This window comes from Allobosea sp. OAE752 (genome assembly GCF_050433265.1).
GTDB lineage: Bacteria > Pseudomonadota > Alphaproteobacteria > Rhizobiales > Beijerinckiaceae > Allobosea > Allobosea spartocytisi.
This window is the reverse complement of sequence record NZ_JBNPXO010000003.1, coordinates 405,429-431,180: the sequence shown is the minus strand read 5'-3', so window position 1 is coordinate 431,180 and position 25,752 is coordinate 405,429. Positions and strand designations below refer to the sequence as shown.

General features: G+C 66.1%; 29 protein-coding genes. 16 read left to right on the top strand and 13 right to left on the bottom strand.

Annotated elements, in window-relative coordinates; translation table 11 throughout:
* Positions 1-31 precede the first annotated feature (31 nt).
* From GGC47_RS11220 to GGC47_RS11190, 7 genes are all read left to right on the top strand, one after another.
* The gene (locus tag GGC47_RS11220; protein ID WP_370954629.1) at positions 32-958 is read left to right on the top strand and encodes a carbohydrate ABC transporter permease; all 927 of its coding nucleotides are present in this window, start codon (positions 32-34) and stop codon (positions 956-958) included.
* The gene (locus GGC47_RS11215) at positions 958-1,776 is read left to right on the top strand and encodes a carbohydrate ABC transporter permease (protein ID WP_038363572.1); all 819 of its coding nucleotides are present in this window, start codon (positions 958-960) and stop codon (positions 1,774-1,776) included. The genes GGC47_RS11220 and GGC47_RS11215 overlap by 1 nt, the downstream gene beginning before the upstream one ends.
* A 94-nt stretch (positions 1,777-1,870) precedes the next feature.
* Positions 1,871-2,767, top strand: coding sequence for a dihydrodipicolinate synthase family protein (locus tag GGC47_RS11210; RefSeq protein ID WP_112763629.1), 897 nt, complete (start codon positions 1,871-1,873; stop codon positions 2,765-2,767).
* Positions 2,768-2,792: 25 nt separating this feature from the next.
* Positions 2,793-3,470 (top strand): GntR family transcriptional regulator, encoded by a 678-nt coding sequence (locus GGC47_RS11205; protein WP_038363576.1) that lies wholly within the window; start codon positions 2,793-2,795, stop codon positions 3,468-3,470.
* A 52-nt stretch (positions 3,471-3,522) separates the two neighbouring features.
* The gene (locus tag GGC47_RS11200; RefSeq protein WP_142022113.1) at positions 3,523-4,515 is read left to right on the top strand and encodes a sialic acid TRAP transporter substrate-binding protein SiaP; all 993 of its coding nucleotides are present in this window, start codon (positions 3,523-3,525) and stop codon (positions 4,513-4,515) included.
* Positions 4,516-4,686: 171 nt separating this feature from the next.
* The gene (locus GGC47_RS11195; protein WP_142022112.1) at positions 4,687-5,199 is read left to right on the top strand and encodes a TRAP transporter small permease; all 513 of its coding nucleotides are present in this window, start codon (positions 4,687-4,689) and stop codon (positions 5,197-5,199) included.
* Positions 5,196-6,482 (top strand): TRAP transporter large permease, encoded by a 1,287-nt coding sequence (locus tag GGC47_RS11190; protein WP_142022111.1) that lies wholly within the window; start codon positions 5,196-5,198, stop codon positions 6,480-6,482. The genes GGC47_RS11195 and GGC47_RS11190 overlap by 4 nt, the downstream gene beginning before the upstream one ends.
* Positions 6,483-6,497: 15 nt before the next feature.
* Here the strand turns inward: GGC47_RS11190 and GGC47_RS11185 are convergent, their stop codons facing one another.
* The 5 genes from GGC47_RS11185 to ftsE form a co-directional block, all read right to left on the bottom strand.
* The gene (locus GGC47_RS11185) at positions 6,498-6,911 is read right to left on the bottom strand and encodes a hypothetical protein (RefSeq protein ID WP_133560612.1); all 414 of its coding nucleotides are present in this window, start codon (positions 6,909-6,911) and stop codon (positions 6,498-6,500) included.
* Positions 6,912-7,006: 95 nt separating this feature from the next.
* Positions 7,007-7,768, bottom strand: a complete 762-nt coding sequence (locus GGC47_RS11180; protein WP_038363582.1) for a lysophospholipid acyltransferase family protein — start codon at positions 7,766-7,768, stop codon at positions 7,007-7,009.
* A 141-nt stretch (positions 7,769-7,909) separates the two neighbouring features.
* Entirely contained in the window at positions 7,910-8,704 is a 795-nt protein-coding gene (locus GGC47_RS11175; RefSeq protein ID WP_112763624.1) for a YdcF family protein, read from the bottom strand.
* A 67-nt stretch (positions 8,705-8,771) separates the two neighbouring features.
* The gene (locus GGC47_RS11170; protein ID WP_142022110.1) at positions 8,772-9,737 is read right to left on the bottom strand and encodes a cell division protein FtsX; all 966 of its coding nucleotides are present in this window, start codon (positions 9,735-9,737) and stop codon (positions 8,772-8,774) included.
* Positions 9,724-10,383 (bottom strand): cell division ATP-binding protein FtsE, encoded by a 660-nt coding sequence (gene ftsE / locus GGC47_RS11165; RefSeq protein ID WP_038363585.1) that lies wholly within the window; start codon positions 10,381-10,383, stop codon positions 9,724-9,726. Before ftsE ends, GGC47_RS11170 begins: the two co-directional genes overlap by 14 nt.
* 272 nt (positions 10,384-10,655) lie before the next feature.
* On the opposite strand from ftsE, the gene GGC47_RS11160 reads away from it, so the two are divergent.
* The 3 genes from GGC47_RS11160 to GGC47_RS11150 all read left to right on the top strand — a co-directional run bounded on the left by GGC47_RS11160 (position 10,656) and on the right by GGC47_RS11150 (position 12,529).
* Positions 10,656-11,456, top strand: coding sequence for a zinc-ribbon domain-containing protein (locus tag GGC47_RS11160; protein WP_185747959.1), 801 nt, complete (start codon positions 10,656-10,658; stop codon positions 11,454-11,456).
* A 131-nt stretch (positions 11,457-11,587) separates the two neighbouring features.
* Entirely contained in the window at positions 11,588-12,145 is a 558-nt protein-coding gene (gene hpt, locus GGC47_RS11155; RefSeq protein ID WP_038363587.1) for a hypoxanthine phosphoribosyltransferase, read from the top strand.
* 9 nt (positions 12,146-12,154) lie between these two features.
* The gene (locus tag GGC47_RS11150) at positions 12,155-12,529 is read left to right on the top strand and encodes a response regulator (RefSeq protein WP_038363589.1); all 375 of its coding nucleotides are present in this window, start codon (positions 12,155-12,157) and stop codon (positions 12,527-12,529) included.
* 21 nt (positions 12,530-12,550) lie between these two features.
* Here the strand turns inward: GGC47_RS11150 and GGC47_RS11145 are convergent, their stop codons facing one another.
* Positions 12,551-13,057: an Lrp/AsnC family transcriptional regulator gene (locus tag GGC47_RS11145; protein WP_038363591.1), complete on the bottom strand. Its 507-nt coding sequence runs from the start codon at positions 13,055-13,057 to the stop codon at positions 12,551-12,553.
* A gap of 135 nt (positions 13,058-13,192) precedes the next feature.
* On the opposite strand from GGC47_RS11145, the gene GGC47_RS11140 reads away from it, so the two are divergent.
* Positions 13,193-14,347, top strand: a complete 1,155-nt coding sequence (locus GGC47_RS11140) for a trans-sulfuration enzyme family protein (protein ID WP_142022108.1) — start codon at positions 13,193-13,195, stop codon at positions 14,345-14,347.
* Between the two features lie 121 nt (positions 14,348-14,468).
* Here the strand turns inward: GGC47_RS11140 and GGC47_RS11135 are convergent, their stop codons facing one another.
* Positions 14,469-15,056, bottom strand: a complete 588-nt coding sequence (locus GGC47_RS11135; protein WP_142022107.1) for a glycoside hydrolase family 19 protein — start codon at positions 15,054-15,056, stop codon at positions 14,469-14,471.
* Positions 15,057-15,136: 80 nt separating this feature from the next.
* On the bottom strand, positions 15,137-15,658 hold the full coding sequence (locus GGC47_RS11130; protein WP_051988091.1) for a cysteine dioxygenase: 522 nt from the start codon (positions 15,656-15,658) through the stop codon (positions 15,137-15,139).
* Between the two features lie 180 nt (positions 15,659-15,838).
* Here GGC47_RS11130 and GGC47_RS11125 point away from each other — a divergent pair, with 180 nt between their 5' ends.
* Both GGC47_RS11125 and GGC47_RS11120 read left to right on the top strand, forming a co-directional pair.
* Positions 15,839-16,318: an Lrp/AsnC family transcriptional regulator gene (locus GGC47_RS11125; RefSeq protein WP_038363596.1), complete on the top strand. Its 480-nt coding sequence runs from the start codon at positions 15,839-15,841 to the stop codon at positions 16,316-16,318.
* A gap of 99 nt (positions 16,319-16,417) precedes the next feature.
* Positions 16,418-17,713, top strand: a complete 1,296-nt coding sequence (locus GGC47_RS11120) for an aminotransferase class V-fold PLP-dependent enzyme (protein WP_370954628.1) — start codon at positions 16,418-16,420, stop codon at positions 17,711-17,713.
* A 111-nt stretch (positions 17,714-17,824) separates the two neighbouring features.
* Here GGC47_RS11120 and GGC47_RS11115 read toward each other — a convergent pair whose 3' ends face one another.
* Complete coding sequence (locus tag GGC47_RS11115) at positions 17,825-19,444, bottom strand: peptide chain release factor 3 (RefSeq protein WP_038363602.1); 1,620 nt, start codon at positions 19,442-19,444, stop codon at positions 17,825-17,827.
* A gap of 197 nt (positions 19,445-19,641) precedes the next feature.
* Between GGC47_RS11115 and GGC47_RS11110 the strand changes: the two genes are divergently transcribed.
* Positions 19,642-21,009, top strand: coding sequence for an APC family permease (locus GGC47_RS11110; protein ID WP_142022105.1), 1,368 nt, complete (start codon positions 19,642-19,644; stop codon positions 21,007-21,009).
* Positions 21,010-21,075: 66 nt separating this feature from the next.
* Positions 21,076-21,918, top strand: coding sequence for an SAM-dependent methyltransferase (locus tag GGC47_RS11105; RefSeq protein ID WP_142022186.1), 843 nt, complete (start codon positions 21,076-21,078; stop codon positions 21,916-21,918).
* A 22-nt stretch (positions 21,919-21,940) separates the two neighbouring features.
* Here GGC47_RS11105 and GGC47_RS11100 read toward each other — a convergent pair whose 3' ends face one another.
* The 4 genes from GGC47_RS11100 to cynS form a co-directional block, all read right to left on the bottom strand.
* Entirely contained in the window at positions 21,941-22,747 is an 807-nt protein-coding gene (locus tag GGC47_RS11100) for an ABC transporter permease (protein WP_248311179.1), read from the bottom strand.
* The gene (locus tag GGC47_RS11095; RefSeq protein WP_038364367.1) at positions 22,744-23,679 is read right to left on the bottom strand and encodes an ABC transporter ATP-binding protein; all 936 of its coding nucleotides are present in this window, start codon (positions 23,677-23,679) and stop codon (positions 22,744-22,746) included. The genes GGC47_RS11100 and GGC47_RS11095 overlap by 4 nt, the downstream gene beginning before the upstream one ends.
* A 286-nt stretch (positions 23,680-23,965) precedes the next feature.
* Positions 23,966-24,616 carry a hypothetical protein gene (locus tag GGC47_RS11090; RefSeq protein ID WP_142022104.1) on the bottom strand — a complete coding sequence of 217 codons (651 nt, stop codon included), beginning with the start codon at positions 24,614-24,616 and terminating at the stop codon, positions 23,966-23,968.
* Positions 24,617-24,692: 76 nt separating this feature from the next.
* Positions 24,693-25,181: a cyanase gene (gene cynS, locus GGC47_RS11085; RefSeq protein ID WP_112763614.1), complete on the bottom strand. Its 489-nt coding sequence runs from the start codon at positions 25,179-25,181 to the stop codon at positions 24,693-24,695.
* 197 nt (positions 25,182-25,378) lie between these two features.
* Between cynS and GGC47_RS11080 the strand changes: the two genes are divergently transcribed.
* Complete coding sequence (locus GGC47_RS11080) at positions 25,379-25,747, top strand: DMT family transporter (protein WP_038364371.1); 369 nt, start codon at positions 25,379-25,381, stop codon at positions 25,745-25,747.
* Positions 25,748-25,752: the final 5 nt, after the last annotated feature.

Genomic DNA, 25,752 nt, shown 5'->3' with positions numbered 1-25,752 from the left:
GGTCAAGCCCGGGCATGACGGTTCCAGACGCATGACCAGTACATCCCTGCCAGCCAATCTCGCCAGCGCGGCGCCCGCGACCTCCACAACGTCGCAGGATTTCACGCCGCGCTACTGGCTGTTCTCGTTGCCGGCGGTGCTGGTGATCGCGGCGGTGATCGTGTTCCCGTGGCTGTTCACGCTGTTCATGTCCACGCAGGACTGGAAGATCGGCGGCGGCGCGGAGTTCGTCGGCCTCGGCAACTTTGTCGAACTGGCCAGGGACCAGCGCTTCCTCGAATCGATGGGGCACACGGCCTATTTCACGATCCTCGCGGTGGTGCTCCCGATCGTGTTCGGCACGGCGGCGGCGCTGGTGTTCCATCGCGAATTTCCCTTTCGCGGGCTACTGCGCACGATCTTCGTGATGCCGATGATGGCGACGCCGGTCGCGGTCGCGCTGGTCTGGACGATGATGTTCCACCCGCAGCTCGGCGTGCTGAATTACCTGCTTTCGCTGTTCGGCATCGGCCCCTCGGCCTGGGTCTACGATCCCGCGACGGTGATCCCGACGCTGGTGATGGTCGAGGTCTGGCACTGGACGCCGCTCGTCATGCTGATCGTGCTCGGCGGTCTCGCCGGGCTGCCACGCGAACCCTATGAATCCGCGCTGATCGACGGCGCCAATGACTGGCACATGTTCCGGCACATCACGCTGCCGCTGGTCTGGCCCTTCATCATGGTGGCGATCGTGATCCGCACCATCGATGCGCTGAAGGCCTTCGACACGATCTTCGTGATCACCCAGGGCGGGCCGGGCACGGCGTCGGAGACGCTGAACATCTTCCTCTATCTGCAGGCCTTCCAGTTCTACAAGATCGGCTACGCGTCCTCGGTCGTGGTGATCTTCTTCGTCATCATCATCATGCTCTCGCTGTTGCTGCTCTATGCGCGGCAGAAGTCGAAGTGGAACGCGTGATGGGCCGCTTCGCCAAAAAGCTCGGCTTCTGGGCCTCGGTCTTCGTGCTGGTGTCGCCGGCGGTGCTGGTCTTCCTCTGGATGATCTCGCTGTCGCTCAAGAACGAGCTCGACAACACCGCCTTCCCGCCGGTCTTCATCCCGGATCCGCCGACGCTGAAGAACTATGTCGACGTCTTCGCGCAGAACAATTTCGGGCTCTATCTCTGGAACTCGATCCTGGTCACGGGCGGTGCGGTGCTGCTCGGCCTCATCGTCGGCGTGCCCGCGGGCTATGGCATCGCACGCGGCAAGGCGCATAAATTCGCGATCCTGATCCTGATCGCGCGGATGACGCCGGCCTTGTCCTATCTCATCCCGCTCTTCCTGCTCTTTCAGATCACGGGACTGGTAGGCACGATCACGGCGCTGGTCATCACCCATCTCGTCATCACCATCCCGATCATCGTCTGGATCATGATCGGCTACTTTGAGAACATCCCGATGGAGCTGGAGGACGCCTCGCGCATCGACGGTGCCACGAGCTGGCAGGCCTTCCGCCATGTCGCGCTGCCGCTGGCGAAGCCGGGCATCGTCGTCGGCGGCATCCTCGCCTTCATCTTCTCCTGGAACAACTTCATCTTCTCGGTGGTGCTCGGCGGCAAGGCGAGCCGCACCCTGCCTTCGGCTGTCTACAACTCCCTGACCTTCGAGCAGATCTCCTGGGGCCCGCTGGCAGCGGCGGCGCTGCTGGTGACCCTGCCGGTGCTCCTGGTGACCGTGATCGCGCAGCGCCAGATCGTCGCGGGATTGTCGGCCGGAGGCCTCAAGGACGGCTAGCCGGAACCATCGCAAGGACGCTGCGGAGCCCTTGCGAGTCGATCTGTCTTCGTACTAACATGTCAGTCACTGTTCAGCTCTGAAAGTTCCCTCCATGGCCTCCGAAAAGACCCGCTTCGGCCTTTCCTGCGCGATCACGACCCCGATGCGGGAGGGCGGCGGCATCGACCTGCCGCGCCTCGTCCGCCATGCCAAGCATGTGCTCGCGCAGGGCTGCGACTCGGTCACGCTGTTCGGCACCACGGGCGAGGGTGCGGCGCTCGGCCTGCCGGCGCGGACCGCGATGATGGGCGCGCTGATCGGCGCAGGGATCGATCCGGCCAAGCAGATCTATGCCGGTATTGCCGCGGCCTCGATGCAGGAGGCGGTGGAGCAGTCCAGGCTCGCGCTCGATGCCGGGGCGAAGGGGCTGCTGGTCGCGCCGCCCTTCTACTTCAAGGGCGTCAGCGACGAAGGGCTCTATGTCTGGTTCTCGCAGTTCTTCGAGAAGCTGGGCGCTTCGGCCCGCAATGTCATCCTCTACCACATCCCGTCGGTGACGGCGGTCGAGATCAGCGTCGGGCTGGTGCAGCGGCTGAAGACGGCCTTCCCCGGGCTCGTTGCCGGCGTCAAGGATTCCTCCGGCGACTATGCCAACACCGAGGCGCTGCTGAAGGCGCATGGCGAGCTCGCCATTCTCGTCGGCGACGAGCGCCAGCTCGCGAGGGCGGTGCGCAACGGTGCGCAGGGCTCGATCTGCGGCGTCGCCAATCTGGTGCCGGCATTGTTGCGACCGATGGTCTACGAGGGCAAGGACAGCCCGGTGGTGAATGCGCTCGTCGACGAGATCTGCTCCTATCCGGTGCTGGCGGCGGTGAAGGCGCTGACGGGTCATGTCCATGGCGATCCGGGCTATGGGGCAATGCGCCCGCCGCTGGAAGCACTGGACGAGGCCACCCGCAAGCGGCTCTTTGCAGCCTTCGATTCGATCACGCAGGCGAAAGCCGCCTGAAGGAGGCGGCCCGAGGGAGGGACATGTGACCCAGCCGGAGCAGGAACCGCGCGAAGGCGAGCCGCTGAAGCTGAGGGAGCGCGCCTATGCCTCCTTCACCGAGCGGCTGCTGGCGCGCGAGATCAAGCCCGGCCAGTTCGTGACCCAGCGCGAGCTCGTGGCGATGACCGGCTTTCCGCTCGGCGCCATTCGCGAGCTGATTCCGCGTCTCGAAGCCGAGGGGTTGATCAAGACCGTGCCGCAGCGCGGCATGCAGGTCGCCCATGTCGACCTGAACCTGATCCGCAACGCCTTCCAGTTCCGGCTCTTCCTCGAGAAGGAGGCGACGGCGCTCTATGCGCAGAACGCGACCGACGCCGAGATCGCCGAGCAGCGGGCCCGGCACGAGGCGATCGTCGCCCGAGCCGAGGCCGGCGGCGACGAGCGGCTGATCGAGGATGCCGAGGACATCGACCGGCTGATGCACGAGGCGATCATCGACCATCTCGACAACGAGATCGTTGCCCAAGCCTTCCGGGTCACCTGGCTCAAGATCCGGCTGATCCGGCAATACGAGACCCGCATCCACAACAGCATCATCATCCCGGTGATGCAGGACCATCTCGCCATCATCGCGGCGATCGAGACGCGCGATCCCGAGCGCGCCGCTGCGGCGATGGCCACCCATATCGGCAACGCCCGGACGCGGGCGATGCAATACTGAGAGCGAAGACCATAACGAGCCGGAACACCGGCCGCCTCCGGAGGAAACAGAGATGATCAAGCAGAGCAGACGCGATTTCCTGGCCGCCGCTGCCGCAGGCTCGGCAGCCATCGCCGCCCCCTCGATCCTGCGGGCGCAGGCCCTCGTCCTGCGCTGGGCCGACGGCCAGCCGGCGACCCACCCCTCGCCGCAGAGCGCGGTGAAGGCCGGCGCCGAGATCAAGGAAAAGACAAGCGGGCGCATCGATGTGCAGTCCTTCCCGAACGGGCAGCTCGGCTCGTCGCGGGACATGGTCGAGTCGGTCGCATCGGGCGCGCTGACCATGGTGACGGAAGGCGCGGCGCAGCTCGGCCAGTTCGTGCCGCAGCTCTCGATCATCGAGGCGCCCTATATCTGGAAGGACGCGGCGCATATGACGCGGGCGCTGAAATCCCCGCTGATCGACGAGCTCAACAAGGCGCTGGTCGAGAAGCGCGGCATGCGCATGATCGGCGTCAATTATTATGGCGTGCGCCACCTCACCAGCGGCAAGAAGCCGATCAACTCCGTCGAGGACATGAAGGGCTTCAAGCTGCGCGTGCCGGAGGTCGACACCTTCCGCGCCATGGCCGAGGCCTGGGGCGCACGGCCGACGCCGCTGAACTTCTCCGAGCTCTACCTCGCGCTGTCGCAGGGCGCGGTCGACGGGCAGGAGAACCCGCTCCCGACCATCGCCTCGGCCAAGTTGGCGGAGGTGCAGAAATACCTCGTGCTGACGGCGCACATCATCACGCCGCGCCTCGTGATCGTGAACGAGGCCGCCTGGCAGAAGATCCCGCAGGCCGATCGCGCCGTCATCGTCGCCGCCGTCGACAAAGCCGCGGCCTGGCAGGACAACGAGATCCTGGAGCAGGAGAAGAGCCTGGCTGAGAGCCTCGGCAAGCAGGGCATGACGGTGACGACGCCGGACAACGAGGCTTTCCGCAAGCCGGTGCTGGCAACGGTCCCGGCCAAGTTCGAGAGCAAATGGGGCAAGGGGCTCTGGGATCGCATCCAGGCGCTGTGACCTTTCCCTGTGCTCAGCCCTCATCCTGAGGAGCCGCGAAGCGGCGTCTCGAAGGATGTTCCCGGAGACTCCGGAACCAACTGGACCATCCTTCGAGACGCGCTCCTTAGGAGCGCTCATCAGGACGAGGGCTGAGCTCGGGCTTCCAGGTATCGAGAAAAGGCAATCCGCATGACGCTCTGGCCCAGGCTGTTCGACCGGGTGATGGAGGTGATCGCCGCGATTCTCCTCGTTGCGCTCTTGGTCACGGTGTCGCTCGGCATCGTCACCCGCGCCGTCGGCGAGCCGCTGATCTGGACCGACGAGGTCTCGCGTTTCCTGATGCTGTGGGTCGCGGTCGTGGGCTGGATCCTTGCCAGCCGGCGGCGCGCCCATATCCGTATCCGCTTCTTCCACGACATGCTGCCGGCGCGGGGATGGCGCTCGGCGGAAGCGCTCATGCAGCTCGCCATGGTCGTCTTCGGCGGCCTGACCGTCTGGTATTCCATCCATCTCGTGCAGGCCAATTACGATCTCGAGGCGACGACCGTGCCGCTCTCGATGGGGCTGCTCTACGCGCCGATGGTGCTGGCCGGCATCGTGACCGTGCTGCAGGGCCTCACGGAATTCGTCGGCAACCTCATGAACTGGCGGACCTCTCCCTATGAGCCGGTCGCGGCGACGCTGCAGGAGCCGGCCGAATGAGCGCGCTGATCTTCAAGATCTCGGCCGTCTGGCTGCTGTCGATCCTGGCGGGCTTCCCGCTCTTCGCCTCGATGGGGCTCGCCGCCTTCGCCTTCGTGCTGATCGGCGAACTCTCGGCCTCGATCGTGCCGCAGAAGATGGCGCAGGCGATGAACTCCTTCCCGATCGTCGCGGCGCCGCTCTTCATCCTGATGGGCAACATCCTCGCGGCGGCGCGCATCACCGACCGCATCGTCGCTTTCGCGACCTCGGTGATCGGCTGGCTGCGCGGCGGTTATGCCCATGCCTCGATCCTGACCAGCATGATCTTCGCCGGCATGGTCGGCTCGGCGGTGGCGGATGCGGCGGGTTCGGGCGCCATCGAGATCCGCGCCATGCAGAAAGCCGGCTACCGGCCGGAGACGGCGGCGGCGATCACCGCCGCGGCGGCGACGATCGGGCCGATCATCCCGCCTTCGCTGCCGATGGTGATCTACGGCGTCACGGCGGATGTCTCGATCGGGCGGCTGTTCATCGGCGGCGTCATCCCCGGCATCCTGATGGGCTTGTCGCTGATGGTGATGGTGATGTTCATCGCCAAGCGACAGGGCTTCCGGAAGGAAGGGTTCAAGGGCTTCCGCGAGATCGGCCGCAGCTTCCTGAACGGCTTCTTCGCGCTGATGACGCCGCCGATCATCCTGGGCGGCATGTTCTCGGGCCTCGTCACGCCGACGGAAGCGGCGGCCGTCGCCTGCCTCTACGCGCTCTTCCTCGGCTTCTTCGTCTACCGAACGCTGGAGGTGAAGCAGCTCTGGCCGATCCTGATCGACACGGTCGAGACGATGGGGCTCGTCGCCGTGCTGGTGATGGCCGCGGGCGCTCTCGGCTGGTGCATGTCGATCTCGCGCGTGCCGCAGACGCTGACGCCGCTGATCGTCGAGACGATCGCGCATCCGCTCGTCTTCCTGCTGGTCTGCAACCTCATCCTGCTCGTCGTCGGCTGCTTCATGGAGGCGTTGGCGGCGATGCTGATCCTGATCCCGATCCTGGTGCCGGCGGCGAACAGCTTTGGCATCGACCCGGTTCAGTTCGGCATCATCATGATCCTGAACCTGATCCTGGGGACGATCCATCCGCCGATCGGCGTCGTGCTCTTCGTGGTGACGCGCATCGCCAACGTCTCCTTCGAGGCGATGTCGAAGGCGATCCTGCCCTGGCTCGTGCCGCTGCTGGTGGTGCTGGCCGCGATCACGCTCTGGCCGCCGCTGACGACCTGGCTGCCGAACCATATCATGGGGCCGTGAGGTCGGGCCGATGCGCTAGCCCGCCGTTTCCGCCTGGGGCATCAGGTCGAGCAGGGCCGCGCGGCGGCTGGCGCCGTCCTCCGCGAGGAGATGGACGTGGATCTCCTTCGCGCCAGCCTCGGAGACGGCGCGCTGCCAGCGTGCCAGCGCCGCCTCGACGCCGAAGGGACCGGAATCGCGGGCCGCGATGATCTGCCGCTCGGCCGAGACGGCGAGCAGCACCGCATCGGTGAAGCTCAGGGGATGGGTGTCGTCGGCGGCGAAGACCGAGGCGACATAGCGCCGGCCCGAGCGGCCGCGCCAGGCGGTGAAGCGACGCTCGCTCAGCGCAGCCGTGCTGCGCAACGGCATCTCGCGGGCCACTGTCTCCGGCGCCGGGGCCGGTTCATCGAACAGGTCCGGGGTGAAGCGATAGGCGAGGGCAGCCATATTCGTTCCTCCTGCAATAGGAACAAAATGGGAACGCTGTGGGGATAAGTCAACCGGGCCCGGTTTGGGCGAGATGATGCTGCTGTCAGGATATGTCAGGAGTTCGCGAGTGGATCCAGGCCGCGGGCGGCCAACTCGGCGCGGCCCTGGGCGAGCAGCCGGTCGCTGGCCGTCTCGATGCGCTCCTGCAATTCGTGCTGGAAGCTCGTCTTGTCGAGGCCCGGCATGATCGGCGGCAGGATCTCCAGCCGGATCGTCCCCGGGCGCCGCAGAAACTGGCGGCGCGGCCAATACAGACCCGAATTCACCGCGACGGGCAGGCAGGGCACACCCATCTCGGCATAGAGATGGGCGACGCCGAATTTGTAGGCCGGCGGCGCGCCGGGCGGCCGGCGGGTTCCCTCCGGAAAGATCAGGAGCTGGCGGCCCTTCTGGCCCAGCTCGATCTTGGCGAGGCGCGTGACGTCCTTGAGCGCGCGGGCGCGGGCGCCGCGATCGACCGGGATCATCCTGAGCTTGGCGAGGCACCAGCCGAAGACCGGGATGCGCATCAGTTCCCGCTTCAGGATGAAGACCGGGTCCGGAAAGAGGGTGAAGAGGGTAAAGGTCTCCCAGAAGGACTGGTGCTTGGCGGCGACCATCAACCCGCCTTCGGGAATGTTCTCGCGCCCGATGATCTCGTAGCGCGTGCCGGCGACGACGCGCATCAGCCAGAGCGAGCTGTGCGACCAGGCCGCGGCGACGTTCCGAAGCACCGCCTGCGGCAGCAGCAGCGCCGGCAACACCACGAAGATCAGCCAGAGGATGAGATTGGCATAGAACAGGACGTTGAAGGCGAGCGAGCGCAGGATCAGCATGGGCCCGCAATGAGCCCGAGACGCGGCGCCGGTCAAGCGCTTCCCGGACCGCGCTCGAAAACTTCTCGAGTCCTCATCCGGAGGCGCCATTTCGCCGGAAGCGACGTCTCGGAACAGAGCGCGAAACGTCAGCCTGCCGGCTCAGCCGTCGCGGTGGGTGGCCCCGCGCAGATGCGAGCGCCTTTCGGCCTCCGGGCCCAGGACTTCGGCCGGCTTCGGCGAGACCGGCTTGCGGCCGCCGATGATGACCGAAAGCCGGGAATATTCCGGGTCGTCCTCGACGAAGCTGCGCAGCCGCGCCACGAGATATTTGACGTATTCCGGGGCGAGCAGCCTGATCGTCGACCAGCGGTACCACCAGCCCGCGGTGTCGAGCTGATCGGTGACGACGGGATGGGCGATGAAACGCAGGCCCGGCATGGCATGGGAAAACTCGGCCAGGGTGCGCGGCATGTGATAGTTCGACGTCACCACCAGCAGCGAGCGGAAGCCGTGCCGGCGCACCCAGCGGCGGGTCTCGATCGCGTTGCCGATGGTATTGCGCGCGCGGTAGTCGAGATCGACGCAGCAGGCGAGCAGGTCACGCGATGCCGGGTTGAGCCGGGCGAGCTCCTCGCGGCTGGTCTTCTCGTTGACGCCGCTGATGAGGAGGCGCGCGCCGCGATCGGCTCCGAGCAGGCCGATGGCGTCGCCGATGCGCTGCGAGCCGCCGGTGACGACGACGATCGCATCGGTCTGCGGTGTCGCGACCGGCTCACGGGCCTCGATCCCGGCCGCGAAGCGGGCATAGCCGCAGACGAAAAGGACCGCACCGAGGGTGGTGGTCGCGATGGCCGCGAGCGCCAGGATACGACGACGCGACAGCCCGCCGCGCGAAACGGACGTCACCGTAGCGCCCACCGCGAGATGGTCGTTGCTGCTGCCAATCATGGCCATGGCGCGAACCTAACCGGCCAATCGGGCATAACGGCGGCACGAGGCAAATTGTCGTTGCGCCGCGTCGTCATGCCAGCACCTTCAGGTAATGGCGCACGGTGAAGCGCGAGACGAGCCCGGCGATGGCGGCGACGACCAGGGCGACGAGCACGACCGCGGCATAGCCGGCCCAGCCGATCTCGAAGGCGCCGAACAGGGCCTGCAACTGCTCCGCCTCCGGCGCCGTCGACCAGAAGGACGAGACGAAGCCCAGAAGCGCGATCGCGACGATGGCGGCGAGGCCGCCCATCGCGCCGCCGCGCAGGCCGAGCCGGATGAAGCGGCTCTGGAACTCGCGCGCGATGAAATCGTCGCCGGCGCCGACGAAATGCAGCACCTCGACGCTTTCGCGGCTGCCCGCCATGGCGCCCCGCGTCGCGAAGGCGACGGCCAGTGCCGCCGCCGTCAGCACGAGCAGCACGATGACGAAGCCGGAGACGATGATCGTGCTCGCCATCGCCGAAAGCCGCCTGATCCAGACCCGGTGATCGTCGAGGATCGCCGTCGACACCTCGTTGCGCAGGGCCGGGCCGAAGCGGGCGATGTCGGGAGAGGCGCCGGGCTTGAGCTTCAGCACGATGAGCCGGGGCACCGGCAATTCGACGAGGTCGAGGCCGGTGCCGAGCCAGGGTTCGAGCAGCTTGTCGGATTCCGCCTTGGGCACGGCACGCACGCTCTCGATGCCGTCGAGCGCCTGGGCCATCGCCACGGCCTTGGCGACGTCTTCCTCGATGTTGCGGCGCGCCTCCGGGCGGATCTGGATGGTCATCTCGTCGGAGACGGCACCGCGCCACTGGTCGGAGGCGCGCGCGGCGAGCACGGCCGCCCCGGCGCTCAGCGCGGCGAGAAAGGTCAGGATCGCGATCACGGCCATCAGCGCGCGGCCGGCCACCGTGTCGACCGGCACGAGCGGCTGGCCGCGCCGGAGATTGGTCGGCAGGGCCTTCTCCTCGCGTGCCTCGTGGTCGTATTCGATGGCTTCAGGCATCGACATGCAGATGCCCGTCGGCCAGGACGAGACGCGGCGCGTCGTAGATGTCCATGAGGTTGAGGTCGTGGGTCGCGATGATCACGGCGGTGCCGAGCTGCTGCAACTCCATGAACAGGCGCAGCAGGCGGCGGCCGAGGCCGGGATCGACATTGCCGGTCGGCTCGTCGGCCAGGAGCAGCTCGGGCCGCGCGATCAGGGCGCGGGCGATGGCCGCGCGCTGCTTCTCGCCGCCGGAGAGAACCGCCGGCACGGCATGCATGCGCTCGCCGAGGCCGACCCAGCGCAGAAGCTCGACGACCTCGGCGCGATAGCTCGCCTCTTCCTTGCCGAGCACGCGCAGCGGCAGCGCGACATTCTCGTAGACGGTGAGATGGTCGAGCAGGCGGAAATCCTGGAAGACTACGCCCATGCGGCGGCGGAAGGCCGTCAGCGTCGATCCGTCGAGGCGCGAGACATCCTGCCCGAAAAGGTTGACGAGGCCGCGCGTCGGCTTCAGCGCCATCAGGATGAGGCGCATCAGCGTCGTCTTGCCGGCGCCGGACGGCCCGGTCAGATACTGGAACGAGCGCGGCGCAATGCTGAAGTTGATGTCCTTCAGCACCTCCGGGCCCATGCCGTAACGCAGGCCGACATTCTCGAAACGAACCAAGCCGTCTTCCTCGTCCCATAGCGCACGGCCGGCAGAAATCCCGGCCGGCGCAGCAATGCTATATCGTAAGCGGCGGCGCACCGAGCCGCTGCGCACGCCTCAACATGCCCCCAAGATTCTTCACGCGACGTTAACCATAAATCGCGTCAATGAAGCCGGTTGCCTCGGTTGGCCGAAGCAATGCTTCGCCGTGGCTTGCCGCCGGCGAAAGGCCCGGAAAGACTCGGTGCCGACTGCCGGTGCCGTTCATCGCAGGAAACCACGCTGCCTTCATGCTGATCGTCTGTCCCTCCTGCGCCAGTCAGTATGAGCTCGACGCGGCCAAACTGGGGCCGGGCGGGCGCAAGGTGCGCTGCGCCCAATGCAAGACGCTGTGGCATGTCGATGCGGCGAGCGAGATGCCGCCGGCGCCGAGCGTCGAGGAGACGCAGGCCCTGCTGGCCGAGGAGCTGGAGCGAGCAGCCGCGATCGAGGCGGAGATCGCCGCAGTCGTTGCCGAGGACGCCACGGCGGGCGAGGCGGGCGTGCCTGAGGAGGAGCCGCCGCCGGTCGTGCCGCCGGAAACCCGTCCTTCGGCGGGATACAGGGCGCGCTTCGGCAAAGCCGTGGTCGTGGGGCGCAAGGGGCTCGCGCTGCCCGCCGTCGCGGCGCTGGCCGGCGTCACGCTCCTGGCCGGACTGGCCTGGCAACGCAATCTCGTGGTTCAGGCCGCGCCGCAGCTCGCAGGTCTGTTCGAGCGGATCGGCCTGCCGGTGAATGTCCGGGGCCTGAGCTTGACGGCCGTCGAGAGCGGCTTGATCGACGATGGGCAAAGCCGTTTCCTCGTCGTCGAGGGCGACGTCACCAATATCGCGAAAGGCAGGACCAAGGTGCCGCCGATCCAGGTTTCGGTAAAGGACGAGGCCGGGCAGACCCTCTATAGCTGGACCACGGAGCCGCCGCGCGGCGTGCTGGAGCCGGCCGAGCTGATGCGCTTCCGCGCAAGGCTGGCGTCCCCGCCGGAAAAGGGGCGCTCGGTGCAGGTGCGCTTCACTTCCACGGCGGGCACGGCCAATATCGCGAGCGCGCATTAATCTTGCAACGATGCCCCCGCCCTGCGGTTTGCGGCGGCCCGAACGTACGATATCAACCCGCCGCGAACGTTCTCGGCGCAAGCCCTGCGCGGGAACCTTCGCGGCCATAAGTCACGAAAGCAGGAGTCATTATGCCGGAACGGCGGATCAGGGTGCTCTATGACGAGGCTGCGATCGCGCAGCGCAATGCGGAGATCGCGCAGGCGGTCGCCGACAGCCAGCCGAAGGACTTGCTCGTCGTCGCCGTCCTCAAGGGCAGCTTCATGTTTGCCGCCGATCTGATCCGCGCCATGCATCGTGTCGGCCTCGCGCCCCAGGTCGAGTTCATCCACCTGTCGAGCTACCGGACGGGGACCGTCTCCACCGGCCAGGTCGAAATCCTGCGCGACGTGCAGAGCGAGGTGCGCGGGCGCGACGTGCTGCTGGTCGACGACATCCTCGAATCCGGCCGCACGCTCGCCTTCGCCAAGGATCTGCTGGCGGCGCGCGGCGCCCGCTCGGTCTCGACCGCCGTGTTGCTGGAGAAGCCGAACAAGCGTGCCGTCAACATCGTGGCTGATCATGTCGGCTTCGAATGTCCGGATTATTTCGTCGTGGGCTACGGCATGGATGTCGCCCATTCCTATCGGCAACTGCCCTTCGTCGGCGTCATCGAAACCGAGGATCAGGCCGGTCTGCCAGGCATCTGAGGAACTGCCATGTCGCGTATTCTGGTCGTCGATGACGAGGAGCCGTTGCGCGCGCTGGTCGCGCGCGGGCTCGGCATGGATGGTCACACCTGCATCACCGCTGCGGACGGAGCCGAGGCGCTCGACATCCTCATCGCCGAGCAGGGCCATTTCGACCTGCTGCTGACCGATATCCGCATGCCGCTGATGGACGGCATTGCGCTGGCGCTCGCCGCCAAGCAGCAGTTCCCGGAGCTGACCATCATGCTGATGACCGGCTATGCCGAGCAGCGCGAGCGGGCGAAGAGCCTCGAGGCGATCGTGGAGGAGGTGATGACGAAACCCTTCACCATTGCCGAGCTGCGCGCCACGGTGCTGAAGGTGATCGAGCGTTCGATCGGGTAGGCGAGCGTCTTAACGACTGTCCTATGAGGTGCGCCTCGGCAGCGGGGAGGCGCGACGTTCCTGTGGGCCTTTCCGCAGCGGGCCGACCACTTCGCGCATGGCGACATAGGTGTAGAACGACGCGACATTGGGATCGTCGTGGAAGACCTCGCGGGCAAAGGCGGCATAGGCTTCCATGCTCTCCACCTGGAGGTGGAGGACGAAATCGGCGCCTCCGGTCACATAGGATGCCTGCCTGATCTCGGGGCGCGAACCCAGCTTGCGCGCGAATGCGTCGGCGAGCTGCGAGCCCTGCACCAGCGAGACCAGCACATGGATCGTGACGGGCACGCCGAGCACGGCCGGGCTCACGACCGAGACGTCCGCGGTGATGATCTTCTCCGCCCGCAGCCGGCGTAACCGACGCAGCACGGCGCTTTGCGACAGCCCGACCCGTTCGGCTAGGATGCGCGCCGGGGTCTGGTTGTCGCGCTGCATTTCCTCCAGCAGCGCATGATCGAAGCGGTCGAGATCGGCGATTTTCGTCACGTTGGATCCTTTGATGACGAAAATAGTCGTATGCCGGCGAAAAACGCCAATTAAAATTACGATCGCGCGCTAGAGTGTGGTCAGCCGTCGATATAGGCGAGAGCGCCGCGCAAAGCAGGAAGGCCCGGAGAGACAATGAGCACGAAGAGCTGGAGCCCGCGGAGCCTCACGGCGCAGGCCATGGGGAAGATCGATCCCGTCACCAAGGCTGTGGTGCCGCCGATCCATGTCGCGACGACCTATATCCGCGACGAGGACAACGGCTATTCGACCGGCTTCATCTACGGGCGGCCGGACAATGAGACGACACGCGAGGCCGAAAGCCTGCTCGCGATGCTGGAGGAGGCGAAGGGCGGGGCGCTGCTGTTCGGTTCGGGCTCTGCGGCGGCGACGGCCGTGTTCCTGGCGCTCTCGCCCGGCGACCATGTCGTCGCCTCCAAGGTGATGTACTGGGCGCTGCGCAACTGGCTGATGACCGAGGCGAAGCGCTGGGGCCTGAATGTCGAGTTCGTCGAGACCGACGATCTCGCCGCGCTGAAGGCCGCCGTGAAGCCCGGCGTGACCAAGCTCATCTGGGCCGAGACGCCCTCCAACCCGCTCTGGACAATCACCGACATCGCCGCCGTCGCCGAGATCGCGCGCAAGGCCGGGGCCAAGCTCGCGGTCGATTCGACCTGCGCCTCGCCGGTGCATACGCGGCCGCTGACGCTCGGCGCCGACATCGTCATGCATTCGGCGACGAAGGTGCTGAACGGCCATTCCGATGTCATCGCCGGCGCGCTCTGCGCCCGCGAGGATGATGAATTCTGGAACCGCATCAAGACGGTGCGGAGGGGGCAGGGCGGCATCCTCGGGCCGTTCGAGGCCTATCTGCTGATGCGCGGCATGCGCACGCTCCATGTCCGGCAGGAGCGCCAGTCGGCTTCGGCCATGGCGCTGGCGCAGCGGCTTTCGGCGCATCCGCTGGTGGCGCGCGTGCTCTATCCCGGCCTGCCACAGCATCCCGGCCACGACATCGCGGCGCGGCAGATGGAGAACGGCTTCGGCTTCATGCTCTCGGTCCAGGTCACGGGCGGCGAACAGGCGGCGATCCGGACGGCGGCGCATGTCGAGCTCTACAAGCGGGCGACCTCGCTTGGCGGCGTCGAGAGCCTGATCGAGCATCGCGCCTCGATCGAGGGCGCCGGCTCGCCTTGCCCGACAGACCTGCTCAGGCTGTCGACCGGCATCGAGGATGTCGAGGATCTCTACGCCGATTTCGACCAGGCGCTGAAGGCGGGGCACGGTTGAGCGGCTACCGCCTGCCGTCATGGTCGGGCCTGACCCGACCATCTCTGAAACCAGCTTTCTGGTCACGAGATTATCGGGTCTGCGCTTCGCTTCGCCCGAGAATGACGCGTGCGCCAGGGGATCACACCCAAATCCCTTTTGCCTTTTCCAGATAGCGCGCCCGTTCCGCCAACCCGTTGCGGCCGCCATTGATCAACTTCGTCACGGCGGCGACGTCGTCGGCGTCGGCGGCATTGTTGATCGCGCGCTCGCTCCAATAGGCGAAGGCAACGAGGAGCGAGATGTCCGGCTCCTTGGCGCGCTCCGGCTCGGCTTCGAGGTCGATGCCGATGATCTCTCCGAAGCGGCGGTAATTGGCGCGACCGGTGAGCTGGAAGATACTGCGGCCGTGATAGCGGATGCCGTCGCCGGCCTGGGTGTTGCCGAGGTCCTGCCGGCCCTCATAGCGCAGGAAATAGCTCGCGCCGCCATATTCCTCCAGCGTGCGGAAGCCGTCGGTCTCATGGGCGGCCTGGGCGAGGAAGTGGCATAGACGCAGCCGCGTCGAGACATCGTGCTCGCGGGCGAGAGCGTCGAAGCGCAGGGCAATACCGTTGACGATATGCGCCTTGCCGTTCGGGGCGAGGCGCAGAAGACGCTCGCGGGTGACGGCGAGTTCGGGTTGCGGCGATGTCCCGGAGATGTATGCGACGATGCCTCTGAGCGACATGGCTGGCCTCCTGCAAAGGAGGCCATCATCGCGTGGCGGTGCATCGCGGGGATAAGTTGCCGGGAGCGTCCGGCCCGAGATCAGCCGCCGACGGCGGTGTATTCGGTCTCGATCGAGGAGGCATGGGCCTCGTGGTCGAAGCCGTAGATGTGGATCGAGATCGCCTCGCCCGGCCCGAAATTGCGCATCCGGTGGATATTCGGTCCCGAGGGCAGCATGCAGGCGACATAGCCGGGCTGCCGCTGCTGTTCCTCGGTCGGGACGGCGCGGCTGGCGTCGATGGCGCGATACCAGGTCTCGGTGACGACGCCCGAGACGACGCCGAAGCAGCAGGAGCAGTGGTGATCATGGATTGAGGTCGCGGAGCCCTCGCCCCAGACGATCGCCCAGATGCTGACATTCTCGTCGCCGGCGAGCAGGTTGCGGGCGTAACAGCCGGGCTTACGCTCGAGCGGCAGGCGCTGGATCAGATCGGGCATGGCGACGAGCTCGCGCAGTACATCGCGGGCCGCCGCGAGATAGTCCCGCGAGAGCGTTCCCTCGTCGCTACGCAGGCTGCGAAGCACCGCGCCCTGCCGCTCCGCGCTCAGAAAACCCTGCATCCCGTCACCCTCTCGATCCGACCAGGAGAATGGTACCGGGAGAGGGCGGGCAGCGGTTTGCAGAGATCGAGAATTTTTTGCTCTTATCGAAATTTTGTACCCTTGATTTCAGAAAATGTGGAAAAATAAACCCGGTGTATGCTTCGCTTAAGAAGCTGGTTCCGAATCTGCTGAGGGCATATGGCCAAGCTCGATGCTTTCGACCTGCGCATTCTCGCGCGTTTGCAGGAGGATGCGAGCCTGCCGCTGGCGGAGCTGGCGGAGTCGGTCGGGCTTTCGCCCTCGCCATGCTGGCGGCGGGTGCAGAAGCTGGAGGAGGGCGGATACATCAAGCGCCGCGTCGCGCTGCTCGACCGGGAAAAGCTCAATGCCGGCGTCACCGTCTTCATCGCGGTCAGGACGGCGCGGCATTCGATGGAATGGCTGGAACGCTTCCATTCCGCCGTCCAGGACCTGCCGGAGATCGTCGATTTCTACCGGATGAGCGGGGAGATCGACTATCTGCTCAAGGCCTGCGTCTCCGATATCGCCGCCTATGACGCGCTCTACAAGAAGCTGATCTCGCGCATCGATCTCTCCGATGTGACCTCGATGTTCGCCATGGAGGAGCTGAAGTCGACGACAGCGGTCCCGCTGGGATTCGCGCTGCCGGGACATTGAGGGTCGGACCGGTTCGCGGAAAGCGGATGCGTGGCATGTCACAGCACTGAGACAGCTTGGCGCTACCTCCCGCGCGGGCCGTCCCAGGAGATCATGAACATGTCGAACCCGGTTCCTCAGACCAGCCGCCGTGCGCTGTTGCTCGGCCTCGGGGCCGCCGCGCTGGCGGGGCCGGTTCTTGCGCGTTCGCTGCCGGCATTGCCGACATCGAACCTCGGGGCGGATACGGGCTACTGGCAGGCCGTGCGCGGCCTCTACAGCGTCACGCCCGACATGGTGAACCTCGAGAACGGCTATTGGGGCATCATGGCGGAGCCGGTGAAGGCGGAATACAAGCGCCTGACCGATTTCGTGAATTTCGAGAACACGGTCTATGCCCGGACCAAGATCGGGGCGGATCTCGACAATGTTCGGACTCCGCTCGCGGAGTTTCTCGGCGTCGCGCGTGAGGAGATCGCGCTGTCGCGTGGCGCGACCGAGGCGCTGCAAGCCTTGATCTCGGGCTACAACAAGCTGAAGCCCGGCGACACCGTGCTCTATGCCGATCTCGACTACGATTCGATGCAGTATGCGATGAACTGGCTGAAGGATCGGCGCGGTGTCGCGGTGGCGAAGTTCGACATTCCGGAACCCGCGACGCGCCAGGCCGTGCTCGACGCCTATGACGCTGCCCTGAAAGCGAATCCGAAGACCAAGCTTCTCCTGCTGACCCATGTCAGCCACCGCACCGGCCTGATGATGCCGGTGAAGGAGATCGCGGCCATGGCCAAGGCGCGCGGCGCCGACGTCATCCTCGACGCGGCCCATAGCTGGGGCCAGATCGACTTCCAGGCCAAGGATCTGGGCGTCGATTTCATCGGCTTCAACCTGCACAAGTGGATCGGAGCCCCGCTCGGCGTCGGCATGATCTACATCGCCCGGGAGCGCCTCGCCGATATCGACCCCTATATGGCCGACGAGGATTTCAAGGCCGACGACATCCGCTCGCGCCTGCATACGGGCACGCCGAACTTCGCCGCTCAGCTCACCGTTCCGGCGGCGCTCGCCCTGCACCGGGAGATCGGGCCGCAGGCCAAGGAAGCGCGCTACCGCCATCTGCGCAATTACTGGGTCGCTAAGGCGCGCGAGCTCAAGGGCGTCGAAATCCAGACGCCGGACGATCCGAGCATGGTCGCCGGCATCACCTCCTTCGCGCTGACCGGCAAGCGCTCGCCCGCCGACACCAACGCAATCGTCGCGGCGCTGCGCGACCGGCACAAGGTGATGACGGTGCGTCGCGGCGGCGTCGCCAAGGGCAACACGATCCGCATCTCGCCGGCGCCCTACATCATGGAAGCCGATCTCGACAGGTTCGTCGCGGCGCTGGCGGTGGTGTCCGGCAATCGGGCTGGCTGACGTCGGACCTTTCCTCTGCCGTCATGGTCGGGCTTGTCCCGACCATCCACGGAGAGCCGTGTTCAAGACGTGGATGCTCGCCACAAGGGCGAGCATGATGCTGAGCCCGGATCAGGCCTTCGTGACCTTCTGGTAGTCCTTCACGTCCGAGAAGGTGATGTCGGGCGCGCGCTCGGCATCGTATTTCAGCGTGAACTGGCTCGACGCCATGAAGACCGGGTCGCCGTCGAGGTCATCGGCCATGGCCGAGGGCTTGTGGCCGACGAACTTGGCCAGCGCGACCTTGTCCTCCGAGGAGACCCAGCGCGCGATCGAGAACTGGCAGGGCTCGAAATCGACGGGGAGCGAGTATTCCGCGTCCATGCGCTCCTTGAGCACGTCGAGCTGAAGCGCGCCGACGACGCCGACAATGGCGGGCGCGCCGTCATGCGGTAGGAAGAGCTGGACGACGCCTTCCTCGGCCATCTGCTGCAGCGCCTCGCGCAGCTTCTTGGCCTTCATCGCGTCCTTCAATTTGACGCGGCGCAGGATTTCCGGGGCGAAGCTCGGCACGCCCTTGAAGACGATGTCCTCGCCCTCGGTCAGCGTGTCGCCGATGCGCAAGGTGCCGTGGTTCGGCAAGCCGACGATGTCGCCGGCGAAAGCCTCCTCGGCGATCGAGCGGTCGCGGGCGAAGAAGAATTGCGGGGCGTTGAGCGGCATCGGCTTGCCGGTGCGGACCAGCTTGGCCTTCATGCCGCGCGACAGCTTGCCCGAGCAGATGCGCATGAAGGCGATGCGGTCGCGGTGGTTCGGATCCATGTTCGCCTGGATCTTGAAGACGAAGCCGGTCATCTTCGGCTCGTCCGCCTCGATCGGGCGCTTGTCGGATGCTTGCGCGCGCGGGCTCGGGGCATAGGCGCCGAGCGCGTCGATCAGGTCGCGCACGCCGTAGTCACGGAGCGCCGCGCCGAAATAGAGCGGCGTCAGATGGCCCTCGCGGAAGGCCTGGAGATCGAAGGGCTTCAGCCCCTCGGCGGCCAGGAAGACCTCCTCGCGCCAGGTCTCGGCGGCGCCATGCGGCAGCAGCTCGTCGAAGAGCGGATCGTCCCAGCCGGAGACCTGGCGGTCCTCGGCGCGCTCGTCGCCCTTCTGGTTGCGGCGGAAGGTATTGGCCTTGAGATCGTAGGTGCCGACGAATTCGCGGCCGCGGCCGACCGGCCAGGTCATCGGCGCGACGTCGAGCGCCAGCGTCGTCTCGATCTCGTTGATCAGGTCGAAGGGATCGCGCGTCTCGCGGTCGACCTTGTTGATGAAGGTGACGATCGGGATGTCGCGGAGACGGCAGACCTCGAACAGCTTCTTGGTGCGGTCCTCGATGCCCTTGGCGGCGTCGATCACCATGACGGCGGCGTCGACGGCGGTCAGCGTGCGATAGGTGTCTTCCGAGAAGTCCTCGTGGCCTGGCGTATCGAGCAGGTTGAAGACGTGGCCGCCGTACTCGAAGGTCATCACCGAGGTGACGACCGAGATGCCGCGCTGGCGCTCGATCTTCATCCAGTCCGAGGAGGTCTGGCGGCGGCCCTGCTTGGCGCGCACCTCGCCGGCGAGCTGAATGGCGCCGCCGAAATAGAGCAGCTTCTCGGTGAGCGTCGTTTTGCCCGCGTCCGGGTGCGAGATGATGGCGAAGGTGCGCCGGCGCGCGTGCGGCGCCTCGGCCGCCGGGGCCTGAAGGGTCGAAAGATCGGTCATGGCCGGTTTGAAGACAGGATGAGGCGGGCGAAGTCAATCATTCTCGCCGCGCCGTGGCGGCGCGTGCCGAATTCCGCGCCGCTCACGGCTCCGTGAGGATTGCCGACCGCTTTGTGAGCGGAACAACCGCCATTCCCGCCGCATTCTCCCCTTCGACTTCCGTCGTACGACTCTTCATGCCAGCCGAGGGGACCGGAATGCCCGCAGCCGTCAAGGCCGAGCCGCAGCCGAGCTTGTCCGTATTCGATGCCGTGACGATCATGGTCGGCATCGTCGTCGGCATCGGCATCTTCAAGACGCCGGCCGTGGTCGCCGCGAATGTCGGCAGCGAGGCGGCCTTCATCGGCGTCTGGATCATGGGCGGCGTGGCGACGCTGATCGGTGCGCTCTGCTATGCCGAGCTCGCCGCCGCGCATCCTCACGCCGGCGGCGAATATCATTTCCTCGCCCGTGCCTATGGCCGCTCCGTCGCGATGTTGTTCGGCTGGGCGCGCGGCGCCGTGATCCAGACCGGGGCGATCGCGGCGGTCGCCTTCGTACTCGGCGACTACGCCGCGCAGGTCGCGCCGATCGGACCGATGGGACCGGCGCTCTATGCCGCGCTTTCGGTGGTGGCGCTGACGGCGCTCAACGTCATCGGCACGGTGCAGAGCAAGAGGTTGCAGATCCTCATGACCTTCATCGAGGTCGGGGCGCTCGCCGCCATCATCCTGCTCGGCCTGTGCTTCGGCGGCGATGCTCCGGCGCAGCCGGCTGCCCCTGCGCCCGGGACGGCGGCGATCGGCCTCGCCATGGTCTTCGTGCTCCTGACCTATGGCGGCTGGAACGAGGCGGCCTATCTTTCGGGCGAGCTGGAGAACCCGGCGCGCAACATGGCGCGCGTGCTGGCCATCGGCACGGCGATCCTCGTCGCGATCTACGTGCTCGCCAATCTCGCCTTGCTCGCGATCCTCGGCCTCGACGGCCTGCGGACTTCGGAGGCGGTGGCGGCTGATATGATGCGGCAGGTGGCCGGCGAGCCGGGCGCCGTGATCGTCAGCCTCGCCATCGTCGTCGCCGCGCTCTCGACGCTCAACGCCACCATTTTCACGGGCGCGCGGGTTTATTTCGCCATGGCGCGGGATCTCACCCTGCTGCCGCGCGTCGGGGAATGGGACGAGCGCGGCCGCGCCCCGGCGAACGGGCTCCTGCTGCAAGGTGCCGTCGCACTGCTGCTCGTCGGTTTCGGCGCGGCGAGCCGGGACGGCTTCCAGTCCATGGTCGACTACAGCGCGCCGGTGTTCTGGGCCTTCCTGCTGCTGGTTGGCGCAGCGCTGCCGATCCTGCGCTGGCGCGAGCCCAAGCGGAATCTGCCGTTCCGTGTGCCGCTCTACCCGCTGACGCCGATCCTGTTCTGTCTGGGCTGCGCCTACATGCTGCATGCCAGCCTCGCCTATACCGGCAGCGGCGCGCTGGTGGGGCTCGCGGTGGTGCTCGCGGGCCTGCCGCTCCTGCTGTTCCGGCGCAAGCAGGGGGATGAGGGGGAGGTCATTCCCGGCGCCGCGAGGCCAGCAGCGGCCGAGTGAGTGCGCCCCATCAAGCCCAACCCGTCACGTTTCGCCCACCGACGCTTTCGACAACGGAGACAGATGATGAAGAGGCTTCACATTCTAGCCACCGCTTGCGCCCTCGGCTTGCTCGCGCCTGCGGCACCTTACGCCCAGCCCGTGCAGGCCACGCAGAATCCGGCTGCCGCTCCCGACTACGTGCCGCGTTCGGGCCAGGCCGGGAAGGACGTCGTCTGGGTGCCGACCCAGCAGGCGCTGGTCGACAGCATGCTGAACATGGCCAAGGTGACGAAGGACGACTATCTGATCGATCTCGGCTCGGGCGATGGGCGCACCGTCATCACCGCCGCCAAGCGCGGCGTGCGAGCCATGGGCATCGAATACAATCCCGACATGGTGACGCTGTCGCAGCGCAACGCCGAGGCGGAGGGCGTGACCGACAGGGCGCGGTTCGTCCGGGGCGACATCTTCGAATCGGACTTCTCGCAGGCGACGGTGCTGACGCTGTTCCTGCTGCCTGAACTCAACCTCAAGCTCCGGCCGACCATCCTCGACATGAAGCCCGGCACGCGGGTCGTCTCGAACACCTTCACCATGGACGATTGGGAGCCGGACCAGAGCGTCGTGCTGGCCGAGAACTGCTCGAGCTTCTGCCGCGCCTATCACTGGATCGTGCCCGCCAAGGTCGCCGGCACATGGCGGCTCGGCGATGGCGAACTCAGGCTCTCGCAGAGCTTCCAGATGCTGTCGGGCACGCTGACGCGCAACGGCAAGTCCGTGCCGATCTCCGAGGCCAAGATGACGGGCAGCGAGATCAGCTTCCTGGCGGACGGGCAGCGCTATACAGGCCGCGTCGAGGAAAATCGCATGATCGGACGGGCTGAAGGCGGCGGTCAGGACTGGCTGGCGACGCGCTCTAGCACTTGACCGTGCAGGAGACCCTGCCGGCTCAGTTCTTGAGCCGGTAGCCGGTCCTGAAGATCCAGCCGACGATGCCGATGCAGAGCACGAGGAAGAAGAGCGTCATGCCCAGACTCACGCCGAGGCTGACGTCGGCGATCCCGTAGAAGCTCCAGCGGAAGCCACTGATCAGATAGACCACGGGGTTGAACAGCGTCACCTTCTGCCAGAAGGGCGGCAGCATCGCGATCGAGTAGAAGGAGCCGCCCAGGAAAGCCAGCGGCGTCACGATCAGCAGGGGTATGACCTGCAATTTCTCGAAGCCATCGGCCCAGATGCCGATGATGAAGCCGAACAGGCTGAAGGTCGTCGCCGTCAGCACGAGGAAAAGCAGCATCATCGCCGGATGCTCGATGCGCAGCGGCACGAAGAAGGTGGCCGTCAGCAGGATGATCAGCCCGAGCAGCATCGATTTCGATGCGGCTGCGCCGACATAGCCGATCACCGCCTCCCACCAGGCGACGGGGGCGGAGAGCAATTCGTAGATCGTGCCGGTAAATTTCGGGAAATAGATCGCGAAGGACGCATTGGCGATGCTCTGCGTCAGCAGGGACATCATGATCAGGCCGGGCACGATGAAGGCGCCATAGGGTACGCCGTCGATCGATTGCATGCGCGAGCCGATAGCGCCGCCGAAGACGACGAAATAGAGCGCGGTCGAGAGCACCGGCGAGACGATGCTCTGCGAGGGGGTGCGCCATGTCCGCGCCATCTCGAAGCGGTAGATCGCGGCAATGGCGCGGAAGTTGAGGCGCATGCCGGCCTCGGCGTCGCGGTTCGTCGTGACAGTGGTCATGCGCGCTCCCTCACCAGGCTGACGAAGATGTCTTCGAGCGAACTTTGGCTGGTGCTGAGGTCGCGGAAGCGGATGCCCGCCTCGGCGAGGCCCTGCAGCAAGGTGGTGATGCCGGTTCGCTCGGCCTGGGTGTCGTAGGTGTAGACGAGCTCGTCGCCGGCGGGCGACAGGCTGAGATTGAAGGCGGCGAGCGTGGCAGGAACGGCCTCGATCGGCTGCTGGAGCTGAAGGCTGAGCTGTTTCTTGCCGAGCTTGCGCATCAGCTCCGCCTTTTCCTCGACGAGGATGATCTCGCCCTTGGAGATGACGCCGATGCGGTCGGCCATCTCCTCCGCCTCCTCGATGTAATGCGTCGTCAGGATGATGGTGACGCCGGATTCCTTGAGCCGGCGCACCATCTGCCACATGTCCTGCCTGAGCTCGACATCGACGCCGGCGGTCGGCTCGTCGAGGAAGAGGATGCGCGGCTCATGGGCGAGCGCCTTGGCGATGAGCACGCGCCGCTTCATGCCGCCGGAGAGCCGGCGGATCTGCGTGTCCTTCTTGTCCCAGAGCGACAGCTCCTTGAGAATCCGCTCGATGAAGGCCGGGTCCTTCGGCTTGCCGAACAGGCCGCGGCTGAAGCTCACCGTGCTCCAGACCGTCTCGAAGGCGTCGGTGGTCAATTCCTGCGGCACGAGGCCGATGGTCGCGCGGGCGGCGCGATAGTCGCGGATGATGTCGTAGCCGTCGGCGAGGACGGTGCCGGTGCTGGGCTTGACCAGCCCGCAGATGATGCTGATCAGCGTCGTCTTGCCGGCGCCGTTGGGGCCGAGCAGGGCGAAGATCTCGCCGCGCCTGATCTCCAGATCGACGGATTTGAGCGCGCTGAAGCCGGTCGCATAGGTCTTGGAGAGCCCGGAGACCGAGATGATCGGGGATGTCGAGGACATGAGCATGGCCGCCATATAGGCCTGTTCGTCGCCGGTTGCGATGGCTGACAGGGCTGGAGACGCGCGAATTCCTGCCAAGGTGTGGCGGCAACGATCATGCAAAGGGCCGGGCGCGAGGCCCGGCCCTGCACGTTCCTCGGTTCGTTCGAGGCTATTTCATGAAGAACCACAACAGGATGATGATCGGGATGGGAACCCCGACGAGCCACAGGATGATCGAACGCATGGACAGCCCCTTTTGGGAAAGGATGATGCTGTGCCAACGCCTTTTGTGGCGTGAAAGTTCCTACTCGCCGGTGCCGGGTGGCGGCGTGAAGGCATCGGCGCTCGGATGCCAGAGGGGCCTATAACCTTGTCTCAACACGGCGAGCGTGGCCGGAGGCGTCAGGACGGTCACGATTCCCGCCGGGCGGTCGCAGCGCGCGGCATAGCCGGCCGGCGCCCAGAGCAGGGCGGAGCCGCCGCGCAGCGCCAGGAATTCCCTTCCGTTCTCGGCGAGCAGCATCGCGCCGTCCGGCAGATTCTCCACCGGCAGGCGATGCGTGCGCTTGCCCCGGCCGTCGCGGCGCTCGCCGTCGAGAATGCGATCGATCTCCGGGAAGAACGGCGTCTGCGTCATGCCGAGGCCGCTCACCAGTGCTGCGCGATAGGCGAGGGCGTCGTGCCGCCGGCATTCCATGCAGGGGCGGTGGCCAGCGGCGAAGGCAGTGACCTCATCGCAGAAGAAGAGGTCGGTGTAGCCGGGACCCCAGACCTGATGCCGGCGCCCCTTGAAGGACAGCACGCAGCAGATCCACTGGCGGCTGGCCTGGATGCGACGCGGCAGGGCTTGCGTCCGCGGATCGTGGAAGCGCCCGCCGCGATTACCGAACAGGGTGCCGCGGGCCGGATCGGCAAAGAGCGCGCCGTCGGGCCTGACGCGATTGGGCAGGGGCATGAGACCTTCCGAGCGAGGTGATAACCCTAACCACGGTAACGACCGCCGCGACAGGCTGAGACAGCAATGGCCCGCGTCACTCCTCCTTGAAGCCGTAATCGGGAATGCCCTGCTCGTTGCCGTAGTACTTGTACGGCAGGAATTTGCCCGACATGCCGATCTTGACCCGGTCTCCCTTCGGATTGGGCTCGCGCTCGAACGAGATGTTGAAATCGATCGCGGACATGATCCCGTCGCCGAATTCCTCCTCGATCAGCGCCTTCCAGGCCGGCCCGTTGACCATCACCATCTCGTAGAAGCGGTAGATCAGCGGGTCGGTCGGCGGCATCGGCGTGCCGGTGCCGCGATAGGGCACCTCGTTGAGCATGCGCTTTTCGTTTTCGGACAGGCCGAACAGCGCGGCCGCGCGCTCGGCCAGCGGCCGGACCAGCTTCATCTGGCCAAGCAGCGCGCCGACCACCAGCACCTCGGACATGCCGCCGATCTCGTCGGTGATGTATTTCCAGCTCCAGCCCTTCTCGCGCTTGATGTCGAGAATCTTCTCGGTCAGCTCTTCGCGCTTCATCGTCACCCTCTCCGGACACCTTGACCGCCAGAGCTCAGGCAAGGATCGGGCCGGTGCCCGGATGACGCAGGGTTTCGTCGATCGCGGCAGGATCGTCTTAACGTTATGATGAAGTAGGGTTCGCGCACTAAGGCATTTGAAGTTTTTTTCTCGGCATCTGGAGGCTGAAAAGCGACGCAGGAAATCCCGGCACGACGATGAGTTCCTATATTCCTCTGATCCTGTTCACGGTGCTGACCAATGCGGCGGCGCAACTCATGCTCAAGCGCGGCATGAGCAGTTTCGGCTCCTTCGACATCGCCGGCGACGGGATCGTCGCCACGGTTTTCCGGGTCGTCTTCAACCCGTTCGTCTTCGCGGGCCTGTGCACCTTCGTCGTCAGCATGGCCTCGCATCTGGTCGTGCTGTCCAAGGTGCAGATCAGCTACGCCTACCCGTTCCTGAGCCTCGCCTATGTCGTGGTCGCGGCCTATGCCTATTTCGCCTTCCATGAGGATCTGAGCCCGAGCCGCATCGCCGGGATCGGCTTCATCGTCATCGGCACCATCTTCATCGCACAAAGCTGAGGGGT